Genomic DNA, 14434 nt, shown 5'->3' on the forward strand with positions numbered 1-14434 from the left:
GATCTTTGTCCAACAATCATTAAGCCGATTCTCATCACTAACACACACGTCAATGAAAACATCAGCCATTTTATTTTTAACGCTTTTATCGTTTACTCTTTTCGGCCAAACATCCCCTAAAACTATTTCGGGGACAGTCAAAGATACCCAGAATGAAACCATTCCGGGGGCAACGGTTAAATTACTGAAAGCAACGGATTCGACCATGATTTCGGGAGAAATTACCAACGCAAACGGAAAATTTCAATTCAATAACCTGCAAAACGGCACCTATCTGTTGGCGATCACGGCCATGAGCCAAAAGCCGTATATGAGCGTGGCACTTACGATCGACGATACGCGCAGCAGCTTTGTTTTGCCCGTTATCGTTCTTTTACCGGCCAAGAACATTGAATTGAAAGAAGTGGTAGTGAAGGCTAAACGCCCGTTGATCGAACAGGATATTGACAAAACCATCGTAAATGTAGAATCCATGATCAGCAGCGCTACGAGCAATACACTGGAAGTGTTGGAAAAAACGCCCGGTGTGACCATCGGCAGCAATGGCGAGATCAGTCTGAACGGCCGAAGCGGCATCTTGGTGCTGATCGATGGCCGCGCCACCTACATGTCGGGGCAAGATTTGGCCGCTTATTTGAAGTCGTTGCCGGGTGGACTGTTGGATAAGATCGAACTGATGGATAACCCATCGGCCAAGTACGATGCTGCCGGTAATGCCGTCATTAATATTCGACTGAAAAAGAACAGAGTGGGAGGGTTTACGGGAAATATTTCAATGGGGTCCAGTCAAGGTGTATACGGCAGAAATAATGGAAGTATCAACCTGAATTATAATCATAAAAAGATCAATCTATTTGGTAATCTGGGACTTAATAATGAGAAAAACTATAACAACGATATTTTTGACCGCCGTTTTTATGACGCGAACGGACGGCAGATTTCTTCGGTTTTGTTGCTCAATAACCGCCTTTCCAAAAATAACGGATTGAATGCGATCTTTGGGTTGGATTATGCCGCTTCTCCCAAAACGACCTATGGTTTGTTGGTCAACATGAACAAAAGCACAGGAATTGACAATGTAGATTACAGCAGCAATAACTACAATACACTTCGCCAAATCGACGCGATCGGTAAAGGCAATACATTGGGGGAGGGTAAACGGAAAAATTTTGCCGGAAACCTGAATTTTCAGCACAAATTCAATAAAGCAGGACGGGAGTTGATAGCGGATGTGAACTATCTCAATTACCGATCAAACGGAAATCAGCGCGTACAGAATCTTCGTTACCTGCCCGAAGGCACCTTGACCGATAGTGATGAATTCTTATACATGGTTCCCGGAAATATCAATATTTATACGGCCAAGGCCGATTATGTGCATCCTTTAAAAAACAAGGCAAGTTGGGAAACAGGAGTTAAGTCAAGTGTGATCGAGAACGACAATACATCTAATTATTTTGACATAAAAGAGAATGTTCAGAAGATTGACAATGGAAAATCAAACCATTTCAAGTACCACGAAAACATCAATGCGGCCTATTTCAACACCCGGAAAGAATGGAAACGGGTGGGAATGCAGTTGGGGTTGCGCGCAGAAACTACCCAAGCTCGTGGCAACCAATTGGGCAATGAAGTGGTACAGGGCAGCACTTTTACCAAAAATTATACAAAGCTGTTTCCAAGTGTATTTATCAATTATAAACTGGACAGTTTGAATAAGAATTCGTTGAATTTGAGTTTTACGCGCAGAATAAATCGCCCTGATTATCAATCGCTTAATCCGTTTCTTTTCTTTAGAGATCAATACTCATATACCGCCGGTAATCCTTTGCTGCTACCGCAATACCAAAACCGTATCGAGTTAAAATTTCAGCATAAACAATGGTTGCAAATGGGCTTGAGCTACAACCGTTTTACCAACGTGATCTTTCAAACCACCGAAGCTGTAGATACGATCTTTATTACGCGTCCCAACAACGTAGCCAAGGGTTTTATGCTGCTTCTCAACACCACAGTGTCTGTTTCGCCCGCCAAATGGTGGAATCTGATCTATACCTTGCGCTTATCACACATGGGGTTAAACGGCATGAGTTATACCGAAAAATTGATCCCAAACGCGTATGTGGCTCGTTTTGAAATGTACAATCAATTCAGATTCAACAAAGGTTGGAGCGCCGATCTGAGCGGGTATTATGCCAGCACAGACCTAAACGGGCAGGCGTATACGGGAATGATGTACCGAGTGGGCGGGGCTGTGCAAAAGAAAATATGGAAAGACAAAGCAAGTATACGCATCTCCGCAGATGATATTTTTCATTCGTGGATTCGGCATAACCGTTCGGTCAGTATCAGGCAGGCGCAATTTTTTCAGACCAATGAATCAGATACTCAACGCATTGGCGTAGCTTTTACGTATCGTTTCGGCAAAGATACCTTCGCACGTAAGCGCCGCCACAACGACAATGCGGCTGACGATGAAAAGGGACGCGTGAATTAACGGCCGGTTGAAGACTTGGAAGTTTTGAAACTTGAAGTATTGCTTTAACAATTGGTCGGGTTGCTCACAACCCGACCGGCGTACCGACTAATCGCTAACTATAGACTTTAAGAGCTTGCTTTGTATTTTAAGCTCATTAATTTATTTGGTTTTAGGTATATGTAGTCGTTCTTAAAATCCAATATGGTATTGAATCGCTTCAGAAGATCATTGCCCAAATAATTGACTTCAAAACCTACCGGGTTTTTACTCCCCAAAAGAAGTGTCGGAACATTGATAACTTCAAAATCATTGATTTTCAGAAGCGGAGAAAGTACGGTTCTCGTTTCATATGTTACGCCTCTCGGATCTCTAAGCACCGATGATTTAATAAGTTTCAAATTTGTAGGAAAGTTTTGTTTGCTCGCCCATACACTATCTAAAATAATGGCCTGATCCGAACCCGTGTCGAGTAAAAAATGGCCTACGTATTTTTTATTCTCTATTTCAAAAGCTCCTTTCACGCAGACAAAAGAATGAATAAACTCCAGTTTTGATTTGACGTAGCCTTTCAGGATTTTCGGCAACTTTGAGTGGATGATCAAACGATTGTTATCATAGTCGATCTCAACCTGTTTCCCTTCAAATAAATTCCACCCAAATCGCCCATCCATATCGTGCGAGGTCAATCCTGTCGGAACGATTTCAGGGTTATTCCAAACTAAATTTCCCATTTGTAATTTAAAGATCTTGTTGAGATTATTATAATTGGGAGCGGTCTTGCCGGCTAAAGCATCGGGTTGGTTCGACAGTAATTTTGTCTTTTTGAGTATGGCGTCTTTTATTAATCGAAAATCAAAAGAACCGACATCGAAATGCAGATGTAACGTATCCGTATCGTTGATGACAGATTTTACATGGATCGCGTTAAAAGAGGTCAGCGTAAAGGGGATGGTGTCGTGCGTAGCAATTTTATTTTTAAGGATATTTTCCGGAGGAATTGCGCTGGCAATTTGGGTATAGCAGGAATCTTTTCCGTTCAATAAAACAATGAAGTTGAATTTTGTGCCGGGCTTTACTTTCACTTTTATAGAATCAATGTCTGTATAAAAAATGACCCATTTTGTTTTTCGCGTTCTATCGGCCGTAAAAATGTCCGGTTTGATCTTCGGTGAAAGTGACCATGCGTTTTTGTCTAAAAAACCTCCATCGTTGATGGCTACATTTTTAGAAGTTGCTCTAATGACCGTCAATGTTGATTGTGCAAAAACGGTTTGAATCAATAAAAGTGTTGAAAGAAGCAGAACGTATCTCATTGGCTGTTTATCTTTTTTGGGCTTCATTATTTCACTAAAATTACGCCAAAATTCGTAACCGGACGGAAACTTATTTCTCAAGATAGAAGATCCTCTCCACCGGCGCTGCCGATTGTACTTTTCCCGCAATGCCGTATTGCCAGGCGACAACGGTAACTTTCATTGGAAACGTAGATTTTGGAGGAATTTTAGTGAACAATAAGGTTTGACCTTTAACTTCCGCCGGCCCTTCTTTGACGTAGTAATACACGGGCAGACCTGCATCGGAAGAAGCATTTAACAAAAGAGAGATAATGTTTGCTTTCTGATTCGGGATAAAGTCAAACGTGATTTTCTGCGCTTTTCCTTCTTTATTTACCAACGGGAAATGCATATCCAACTGTTGCACAGCAGATTTGTAATGCTCATTGCCGCTATTGGAAGCCAACAGCCAAATATCGTTGGAGCGTTTGGGATTGTTGAAGCCCATTCGATAAAAGCTGATTTGGAAGGTTGTATCGTTGATCTTTTTTACGGGGCCGCAAATTCGATCTACACTCACTTTGCTTTTCGGATGCTTGGCCGCAGGTTTTATCCGTGACGTATCGGCAAAAAACGCTTTTAAATGAAAGCTGATACCATCTTCCAGCGGCATGAATTTGAGGTTGTAATTGGCGTGACCGCCTGCGGGTTTTATGATATTTCCGTGTTGAATAAAACCTAATTGTTGATTTGTTTTTCCTCGTGCTTGGGCGTAAAAATGCTCGGTTTCGTCAACCATTTCTTTGTCAAAACACCACGAAGCCTGTTTTCGATTTCCTTTATAAAGTGCGTACGGCATGGCTTGAGCAGGCGATAAACTGTCTTTGTGCCATCGGTCCATCAGCCAACCTTTTTGCGGGTCAATGGGTTGAAGTAATTGCTTCCCTTTTTTGGACAAACGGTAATACGCCGCTTTTTTAATAAATAATGCCAGATAATCAATCAATTCGGCAGAATAATCAAAATGTCCATGCCCTGCATCGGCAAAAAATGAAATGGGTGTTTTGTGGTATTTTTCGACATACTCAAAGCCCGGTTGGATGCGCGCTTCCCACCATTCATATTCTCCCATCACAAACAGTCCCGGTACACCTTCAATGGTACGAGTGCCCCAATCGGGATTGGGCCGACCGCTTCCCGTCAATTTCGTTAAAGGAGAATCCCCGTGAATGGAAACCACGGCAAGCGTTCGTTCGGGACTCCATGCCGCAAAATTCCAAGGGTAACTTGCATAAGCCGAATGACCCATGGGAACGATAGGAGCGGTGGCTAACTCCTCATACCCTGATACTTCGGCCAATGCATTCATCATGCGCTCAAAATGTCGGCCAACGCCTTTGTTGAAATCAAACGTAATATCCAAGCCCGGTGTGATCCATACTTCGGCAAAGCTGAGTTCAGTCATGGTTTTACGAAAAGAAGTGTTTTCCAAGATTCCTTCTTCGATCATATTGTGCTGACACAAAACGACGCCCCGCACGCGTTTGCAATCCTCCGGAATCCAGAGAAAAGCCTGAGGATGAGCGTTGGTCTCATTGGAAATAACGCTGTGGACGGATACTGACCATTGCCAGACTTGGGCAAGGCTTTCAAATCCCCAAAAGCATGAAAAAAGAACCGGTAATAGGGATTTGAAGCTGACCTGCATATAAAAATGAACTGAAATTTAGAGAAGCAATTAAAATAAGAACGTTTATTTTCCGCTTTGTACTGCTGAAACGATTGGAAGGTTTTTTTGTTGATCTGCAAATTGATGAAGATAAGCAAACCACGCCTCGCCCGTTGTAATTATGTTGGCTTTGTCCCAAGCGCCGCCGCTGTAATAAATCAGTGGTTCGCCGGAACGCGCACTTAATTTAGCCAAGCCGTGACCATATTTATAAAGCATGGAGGGCGCTTTTTTGGGGAATAAACAGCCAATGCCGAGTGTTCCGTCGGCACCGTGGGTAGGCTCCCAATAACCCAAAATCCCATCCTGTTCGTTGAGCAGCAGTTTTCCCGGTTCGGGCCGTATCGTAATACCCGCCACCATTGGAAGCGGTTTTGGACTCGTATGTTCTACCTGAACTTCAATGCGACTCAACTGTGAACCGGCATCTAATGAAATGATTTTCGTGGTGTTGACGGTAACTCCGTTGAACGTGTAAGGGTCGTATTTTACCCGAAACGTAGACCGTAACGGGCCATTGTCCAGAATTTCCCATGTTTTGTAATTGTGAATAAAACCAATGGTATCATTCAACAAAACGCCGACATCGCCCGCACCGAGTTTAAAGCCAACGTGATAATAATCCAATCCTTCGCCGTGATCTTTGTGATAATCACCACTTTTGTACCATTTGTTGAGTACGAGCCGGTCGGTGCGTTTGGCCCAAATATCGGTACCATAGGCGTTATCGGAGCGACCGTTGAGCGCGGTTCCGTAGATACGAAACGCAATGCGGTCGTTTTCCCAGGCAAAATCGTCATATCGCTCGGGAACGTAGCGGCAATACGTTTTTGGGGCGATCTTGATCGGTTTTCCGCGCTTTAACGACAATTGCAAGCTCCGGTTTGCCCCGACCGTCACCTGAACCAATACATTTTGCACCGTTTTTTGTCCACGATATTCCAATTGGTAAGGAAGTTCCCGGCCGCTGCCAACTTGAGAAATCTGCAATTGTGCGGTGTCTGCCTGCGGGTAAGCAGCCAATACGGTTGCCCACGGAATTTCAACAACGGTCTGTGTCAAAGGCACATCGTTGGAATTTGTAATTCTGACCAGCCCTTTTTGTGCCAATAAGCTGTAACTGATGCTCAGAAATAAGGTAGAAATGAAAAGTTTCTTCATGTTAGCGCAGTTCAGGGGTTGGACAAAAATCCATATCGCCATAATCAAGGTTCTCTCCGGCCATTCCCCAGATAAAGGTATAGTTTGAAGTGCCACTTCCCGAATGGATCGACCAGTTGGGTGAAATCACGGCCTGTTCATTTTGCATCCAAATATGGCGGGTTTCCTGCGGTAAGCCCATAAAATGGCACACGCTTTGCCCTTGCGGAACTTCAAAATAGAAATAAACCTCCATGCGTCGGTCGTGGGTATGTGCAGGCATGGTATTCCAAACACTTCCTGTTTTGAGCTCGGTCATGCCCATTTGCAATTGGCAGGTGGGCAATACACTATTGACGATCAACTTATTGATGGTACGCTGATTGGCGGTTTCTATACTTCCCAGTTCGACCACTTCCGCGTTGGTGCGTGAGATTTTACGCGTTGGGTAGCGTTGGACGGCGGGCGTGGAATTAAGGTAAAATTTAGCGGGAGTTTCGGGATCAAGAGAAATGAACGAAATATCGTGCGTACCCTGCCCGATGTAAAGTGCTTCTTTGAATTCCAGATCGTAGGAAACGCTGTCTGCCGTTATCCGACCGGGGCCGCCAACGTTAATGATGCCCAATTCGCGACGTTCCAAAAAATAAGCGGCTTTCAATTGGTCAGGTGTTTGCAAGCTGACAGAACTATTGACCGGCATGATGCCGCCCGTTAGGTAGCGGTCAAAAAAAGATAAAACCCAACGAAATTGGTCGGGGGTGAAGAGGTTGTCGATGAGAAAATTCTTCCTGATTTGGGCCGTGTTCATCCCTTCCACTTCATTGGGGGAGCTGGCATAACGGCTCTCAAAAGAAAAATTTCGGTTTAATAGGTCTTCGTTTTGTGGCTTTTGCATGTGATTTTGTTTGTTAACCAATAGATAGATGGGCGCAAAAATGAATTTATACTGTTTCAGATAGATTTTTCTTCTGCCACTAACGATTTTACCGGACTTGACAATTCCCGACTCTAATGATATGAAAAGGCTATTTTGTTAGGTAAATTATTATAAGTCAATGAGTTGTTGATTTATTCTTTCCTATTCTTTAGTGATTACAATAGGGGGCGCTATTTTCTCGGTCTGATAAAATAGATTGAAATTTTCGGTGGTCGTTGTAGATATATGCAATTTTACGTCTCTACGGGTTAATTTTAACTCATTCGACACTCTGAGGCGGCAATTACCTCCAAGGTTGGACTTGATCACTACTTTGGAGATTTTCCCGTTTTTCCATTCCAAGCTTACAATTTCAAACCCGTCGCGATTTGCTGTCATTTTTTCTACAAACATATAACCTCGATGGGGCATTGTGAATATTGCTGTGCCTTTTCTGTAAATAAATATTCAATATGGGCTATTTTGGATCAGTTGATTTTTTAACAGTGCCGTATTTTGTGCCGTTAGGCACTACCTGTTTGTAGAAAATAATTCCGGTTAATTTTGGTGCTATGCCCCGTAGGGGCTACCCAAAGGGCAAATAACATCAATCCAATAATTCATGGAAAATATATTTTTCGTCAAAATCAATATTATAATCTTTCAGGATGTTTAAATATTCCTCCCGGAAAGTTTTCTTACGGTGGTGTTCTTTTTGGTTTAAAATGTATTTGATAACACTGTCTATTTGCGAACGACTGTTACTGAATGCACCATAACCTTCCTGCCATTGAAATTTACGCTTTGTTAAACCTTCTTTATTGATAAATTCTGAACTGTCGCCTTTAACAAGCTGCATCATTTCTGAAATGGATTGCTTGGGATGTAAACCGACTAACAAGTGCAAATGATCTGATGCAGAATTGATGGACAACATTTTATGACCATTATTTTGTACAATACCTGTGATGTATTTATGAAGCCGGTCTTCCCATTCGGGTTTAATGACCGCGGCTCGGTATTTCACGGCAAAAACACAATGAATGTATAATTGGGTGTAGGTATTGGGCATGGTAATCAAGATTTTTATTTAAGGGCATTTCGTTTGGGTTTAGACGTGTTTTTGTAAATTAGTAGCGTTTAAATAAGAAAGGGTAGCCCCATACGGGGCATTGGATTTTGTAAAAATTTATGTTTTTCTACAAATAGGTAGCCCCTACGGGGCATTTTGGATTTTGTAAAAATTTATGTTTTTTTTACAAATAGGTAGCCCCTACGGGGCATTTTGGATTTTGTTGATTTTATGCCTTTTTCTACAAACAGGTAGCCCCTACGGCACAATAATGCCCCGTAGGGGCTACCTGTTTGTAGAAAAAAATTCCGGATAATTTTGATGCTATGCCCCGTAGGGGCTACCCTGAAAACTCATTTTTCGATATCCAATACCATCTTCTGACCCAAATGCTCCGCTGTTACGACCTTTCCATTGACCGAAACCGATTGCGGTTTTTGCACCGAACGCAATGAAACATGCATTACCGGTTGGCCGTCCAGTTGTACCTCCATTTTGTCTTTGTTGTAAGACACATTCATAAAAACCTTGGATAATGAATGCAAAAACGTTTTTCCGTCTTTCCTTAAATAACTTCCATTACTTACAAAAATGGATGTGGCGTTGTCGGGGTTGGTAAGATCGGCATGCTCGGGAAAAGTAATGGCCGTTAAATACGCATCGGTTTCCCAGCCGTCAATGGTATTATTGGCGTTGCGGTGCATGAGGCGACCGTCGGCGAGGAGATTGAGGTAGACCATCGTCACTTTTCCGTTTTGGGTGAGCTTCACCCCGATCATGTTAGTACCTTCCAGCTTTTCGATGAAGGGCAGGTTGGTGCGGGATACCGCACCATTGGCCCCTGACGACCCCACAAAGGTTTCGGTAGGTTTATTATTTTCGTCCAATAAGAGAATGGCGTTCAGAAACTTTGTTTGCCGCGACGGTTCGGCGGGAGAAAGTGCATAATACGGAATCTTAGTTTTGGCATCACGGTCTTTGATGCCCTGCCGTTCTTCGAGTTTCATTTTATCGGGAAAATCATGCGGATAACCCAAAGGCAGGGTTTCGGGAAATAATGGACGAAACAATACAGAAGCATCGCCATTGGTGATTTCGAGGTCCGGGCCTTTCTTTTTGGCTTCGTTTTGGTAATGCAACAAAAATTCAAACTTACCCGCTTCGTAGGTTTTTAGGTCGTCCAACACCAAGATCACATTGTTGACCCATAAAAAATGGCGATAATTTCGCAGAAAATAGCGGGAAGTAGGCGCGGTGGCATCGGCCATGATGTATTTCAAATTACCGCTGTCAATCAAATGGTGGAGTTGTCCCACGTTTTTTACGGCATAGTATTGGTCTTGCGGATCTTGGGCTTTACCGTTGAAAAGCATGATGTTATGGGCTTCGCTGCGCACAAAATAGGAACTGTATTCGGGTTGTCCATAGCTGACATCGCCGCCGTCGATCAGTAAATATTTTCCTTTATGATAAAGCACAAACGAACCCGCATCGGCGTGGGCGTGATTCCAGGTAAAACCCGATTTTACCCCCAACAGCGTAGCGTCTTTCGCCCACGAAGACCGTAGCATTCCCCAACCCATGTCTTTGTAAATGGCGGAAAGAGGTAAAGGGTTGGAGGTTTTGGATGTTGGATTTACGATTTTGGATTCATTATTCTTATTCTTGGATCCTACTTCCGTTGGATGATAGAGCAAGCCCAGCGGTGTATTGAGATTCATGTCTTCGCGCCCTTCGCTGTTGCCTATTTCATTGAGATACCAACGATAATGTTCTTTTCCCAAACCCAATGCCAGTAGCAATTTAGCGGGGCGTTCGCCATTGGCATGATCGTTGGAGTCGCCGAAATTGAGCGAAAACATGCGTCCTTTGGAGGTAGGGTAGGAGGTATTTATGAACCAATCGACCGTTTTTTCCAGCGTATTATCGTAAGGCATGCTGACTTTTCCAAAGGCATTGGTCCATGCTAAACGGAAATAAAGATATTCGGATACCCCAAAATTGGCGTAATTGACACTTTCATAAAACCCGCCGTCGCGGTCAAAATTGGATGGTTTGTTTTCCAATACACTTCCCGCAAAAGTAAACCATTCCTTGCTCGCCCGCATGATTTCTTCGGCCCGGCCTTTGGCTTTTGGTTCTTCGTTCATAACGGCCAACGCCGCAATGCCTGCTTCAAACACCACCGCTGCCCACCAATTATGCCCCATCGAATTGAGCGAATGAATGCGTTTGTCTTCCGACACCCAATCGTTAATAGAAGGTTCAATACCTAATTTTACGATTTTATCGGCAATGCTTTTGCGTTCTGTTGGGGAGAGAATATCGTAAATTCCATCAAAAGCAATGGCCGATTGAAAACAGCCTCGAGCGGTTCCCAGGCCTGAATTCCAACGCGGTGTGCGGTCGTCCATACCATCCCATTGCGGTCGATTTACCCAATCCAATAATAAGGTTTTTGCTTTTTCGGCGTACTTTTTATCGCTTGTCATGCAGTAAGCAAGGGTAAGTGTTTCTAAATTTCCGCTCTTTTCGTTCAGTGATTTATCGGCGCGTTGAAGCATGGTGTTCCAGGCCCGTGCCATTGCCGTATCGGTTTGGATGCGTTCTTTGGTTTGTTTAATACGCTCGTTGGTATAAAACAGGTAAGGGTGTGCCTTTTTTTGTTGTCCGTATGCAACCTTAAACAGGAAACAACTTATGAAGAGGAAGAAGATTTTTTTCATTGGGGTTGAGTGTTAGCTAATTGTGAAATTCCGAATCCAACCGCCCCCATCAACGCGGCATATTCGTCGAGGGTTGATTTTTTGAGGAGGATTTTAGGCATGAAGGACGCTATGCCGGTTTCGATTGCCGGAAAAAATAAATGGGAAGCCTTGGCAATGTTTCCCCCAAAAACAATGATTTCGGGGGCGTAGATTTTTGCAAATTCTCCCATTACGGTACTGATGTTTTGACCAAATTCGGCAAAGAGCTGTCGGGCGTAAGGGTTTTGATCATAGTGCGCTGCCAGCTCTTTTACCCCGGCCAATGGCTTTTGCGTAAGTTCTTTGTAACGGCCTGTAAACCACCGCGTAGAAATAAAATCTTCGGCTACACCGTTGTGCAATGGATGGTTAATACCCAAGGCCAGATCACGCGCATTTCCGTTTTCAAATAAAGAAGTTCCCAGGCCGGTACCGAGCGTAATTCCCAACCCTTTTCCGAAATTTCTGCCCACGCCAAAGAGCATTTCACCTTCCAGAAAAGCTTCGGCATCGTTCCTGAAAATGATTTGTCGAGGAGTTATTTCTAAGCGGCTCGCTAACTCATTTTTGATGTTAATGCCGTACAAACAATCGTATTTGTTGACATTTTGCATCACACAAATGCCGGTTTTATAGTCAAACGGCCCGGGCATGGCAATGCCGATCAGACAATGTTGAAGTTCGTGAGAATCAATAGCTTTACGAATAGTGTCGGCCCAAATGGCTAAGATTTCCCCGGCTTGGGCGTGCGGATTGACTTTAGAACGATGTAATGAATGTTCAGCTACTTTTCCCAAATGAATATCGACAAGTGCGGCAGTAATGTGTGTACCGCCGATGTCTACTCCAATGTATGCGTTCATGATTTCATTTTAGTCTATTGGGGTAGCTCCTATGGAGCATTGGCATGTTAGATGTTTTGATTTTCTACAAATAGATAGCAGCGGCCGTCCGATCATATGGAGCAATTTTTTATTTTCTTTCTGCAAATAGGTAGCAATTGGTAAATCTCCTATTTTTTGCCGTAGGATCGGACGGCCGCCGCCACTACCTATTTGTAGAAAAAGCATGGACAATACCCATAGGTCTATAATTGCTTCAACCATATCGCCTGCCCGCCGGAAGCTTTCAAATTCACTTTTAATAGTGTATTGCTGTCTGCTTCGCGGGTTTGGATACCTACTTTGGTTTTGGTGGGTACGGTGTCGTCGTCTGCGTAGATTTTGGCTTGGTACTTTTTGCCTTTGGGCAGAAAATCGAACCTGATCTCAAGGTTTCGGGCGTCGTTGTTGGTCATAGTACCGATGAACCAATCATTGCCGCTGCGGCGGGCGGTGGTGATGAATTGGCCAATTTCTCCCTGTATTACGCGCGTTTCGTCCCATGATGTGGGAATATGTTCCCAAAACTCCAATTCAGGTTCGCCTTCGTACAGTGCGGGTTTGTCGTACCAGTACAATGTCTGTAACGGACTGTAATACACCGCCGCCATCGCCAATTGGTGGGCGTGGGTGGTTTTGAGGCGTTTGTCAAAATAACAGATCGTATAATCGGCTGCGCCGGCAATGTAGCGCGTAAAAGGCAGCGTTACGTTGTGGGTGGCGTCGGGCATTTCTTCGTTGCCACGGATTCCTTCGGCGGTCATCAGATTGGGATAGGTGCGCATTTCGCCCGTGGGTCGCCAATCGTCGTGAATGTTGACCATGAGTTGATTTTCGGCACATTTTTTAATCATCTCTTCCACCCAAACTGTCCAACGGTGACTGCCAACCTGCACAAAACCGAATTTTACGCCTTTTATGCCCCATTTTTTATACAAAGGGAAAATCTCGTCGGCCTGTTTGACAAGCGCCTGTTTATTGACATATAACCAAATACCGATCCCTCTCTCTTTGCCATAGTTAACAATTTCGGGCATATCCATTGGTGCTTTTACCTGTGTGGCGTCAGAGTCCCATGTGAGGGCGGGGCCGTACCATTTCCAATCGAAAAGAATGTATTGCAAACCGCGCTTTTGGGCAAAATCAATGGCCGTTTTGGCGCCTTCGGTGGTGAGGGTCATTTCGCGGATGATCTTGCCGGGTTTTACCCATGACCAAGGATCGGATTTTAAATCCGAAGCAGTTTCCGTCCGAATTGCAAATCCGGAAGAGTGGAGACCCTTGCGAGGTGTCGCACCGCCCTCTGAGGGAAGGGGGTTTAAATTGAGAATTATGTCGTTGTTCTCAATGAGTTTGCCGGCAGTTTCGGCAACCATGATGACGCGCCACGGTGTGCCGAAGTAGGTGATAGCGTCTACTTTGTCGTCGAGCGACGTAACGATGGTGTTGGGCTTTTCGGTGCTGAGCTTGAATTTGCCACGGGAATAATCGACCATGGCGGCTTCGGCCAAACTGACGTACAAGCCGCTTTTCAGCTTCATCGTCAAAGGCCGTTCGCAGTCGTCAACCCAATTTTTTAAAGGCATTGGAAAATAGTTGGCCTGCGCCCATTGTGTGTAGAAAGCCGTAGTGCCTTCAGGTAAAGCAAATTCGGTATTTTCGGCTTTGATTTGGTAATAACTACCCTTGGGGTTCTCGGGAAAAAAGTAACGGATCGCAATACCTTCGTCGTAAGCCCGTACTTGGATCTGCATTTTGTAATCGGCATTGCTCGCTTTTTGGAAAGAGATCGTTGCCGCCGCGTAGTTATCTTTTATCAGGGAACGTTCGCCGTAAAGGGGTTTCCAAATGGTATCTTTTTGGGAGATTTCGGTTTTGAGATATACCATGTCTTCGCACCATTTTTGGGTCTTATCCACTTTCAGCGCCATCGCCAATTCAGAAAGATGGTTATCCAATTGAATATCAAGAGCTGACTCAAAAATGACCGGCTGATCTTTATAACTGACCGTATAAAAAATAGCTCTTTTGCCGTTGGCGTCCTGCTTTTGATAGACTTGGCAAGTCAGGTTTTTATTGGGAGAGACAATGCGGGTGCGGGTTGTTTCAAGAATGCTGCTTTGGGCAAAAGCGCATTGGCTTGCCAATAGAAAGAGCGTGTATAACAGTGTACGTTTTTGCATAAACGATTAT

At 44.1% G+C, this 14434-nt stretch carries 10 protein-coding genes; 1 reads left to right on the forward strand and 9 read right to left on the reverse strand.

Annotated features, from left to right (window positions below; translation table 11 throughout):
- The first annotated feature begins 52 nt into the window (after positions 1 to 52).
- Positions 53 to 2497, forward strand: a complete 2445-nt coding sequence (locus tag ACQY73_RS00920; protein ID WP_428660169.1) for an outer membrane beta-barrel protein — start codon at positions 53 to 55, stop codon at positions 2495 to 2497.
- Between the two features lie 107 nt (positions 2498 to 2604).
- Here ACQY73_RS00920 and ACQY73_RS00925 read toward each other — a convergent pair whose 3' ends face one another.
- The 9 genes from ACQY73_RS00925 to ACQY73_RS00965 all read right to left on the reverse strand — a co-directional run bounded on the left by ACQY73_RS00925 (position 2605) and on the right by ACQY73_RS00965 (position 14424).
- Positions 2605 to 3792 (reverse strand): hypothetical protein, encoded by a 1188-nt coding sequence (locus ACQY73_RS00925; RefSeq protein ID WP_428660172.1) that lies wholly within the window; start codon positions 3790 to 3792, stop codon positions 2605 to 2607.
- A 70-nt stretch (positions 3793 to 3862) separates the two neighbouring features.
- On the reverse strand, positions 3863 to 5461 hold the full coding sequence (locus ACQY73_RS00930) for a hypothetical protein (RefSeq protein ID WP_428660175.1): 1599 nt from the start codon (positions 5459 to 5461) through the stop codon (positions 3863 to 3865).
- 45 nt (positions 5462 to 5506) lie between these two features.
- Positions 5507 to 6643, reverse strand: coding sequence for a DUF4861 family protein (locus ACQY73_RS00935; RefSeq protein WP_428660178.1), 1137 nt, complete (start codon positions 6641 to 6643; stop codon positions 5507 to 5509).
- 1 nt (position 6644) lies between these two features.
- Positions 6645 to 7520: a 5-dehydro-4-deoxy-D-glucuronate isomerase gene (gene kduI / locus ACQY73_RS00940; RefSeq protein ID WP_428660181.1), complete on the reverse strand. Its 876-nt coding sequence runs from the start codon at positions 7518 to 7520 to the stop codon at positions 6645 to 6647.
- A 183-nt stretch (positions 7521 to 7703) separates the two neighbouring features.
- Positions 7704 to 7940, reverse strand: coding sequence for a glycoside hydrolase family 95-like protein (locus ACQY73_RS00945; RefSeq protein ID WP_428660184.1), 237 nt, complete (start codon positions 7938 to 7940; stop codon positions 7704 to 7706).
- 208 nt (positions 7941 to 8148) lie between these two features.
- Positions 8149 to 8613, reverse strand: coding sequence for an IS200/IS605 family transposase (gene tnpA, locus ACQY73_RS00950; protein ID WP_428660187.1), 465 nt, complete (start codon positions 8611 to 8613; stop codon positions 8149 to 8151).
- Between the two features lie 353 nt (positions 8614 to 8966).
- The gene (locus ACQY73_RS00955; RefSeq protein ID WP_428660190.1) at positions 8967 to 11339 is read right to left on the reverse strand and encodes a heparinase II/III domain-containing protein; all 2373 of its coding nucleotides are present in this window, start codon (positions 11337 to 11339) and stop codon (positions 8967 to 8969) included.
- A complete protein-coding gene (locus ACQY73_RS00960; protein ID WP_428660193.1) occupies positions 11336 to 12223 on the reverse strand; it encodes an ROK family protein in 888 nt (295 codons plus the stop codon). Before ACQY73_RS00960 ends, ACQY73_RS00955 begins: the two co-directional genes overlap by 4 nt.
- Before the next feature lie 224 nt (positions 12224 to 12447).
- Positions 12448 to 14424 carry a glycoside hydrolase family 97 catalytic domain-containing protein gene (locus ACQY73_RS00965; RefSeq protein WP_428660196.1) on the reverse strand — a complete coding sequence of 659 codons (1977 nt, stop codon included), beginning with the start codon at positions 14422 to 14424 and terminating at the stop codon, positions 12448 to 12450.
- Positions 14425 to 14434 lie beyond the last annotated feature (10 nt).

It is taken from the genome of Runella sp., from assembly GCF_965279615.1.
Classification (GTDB): Bacteria; Bacteroidota; Bacteroidia; order Cytophagales; family Spirosomataceae; genus Runella.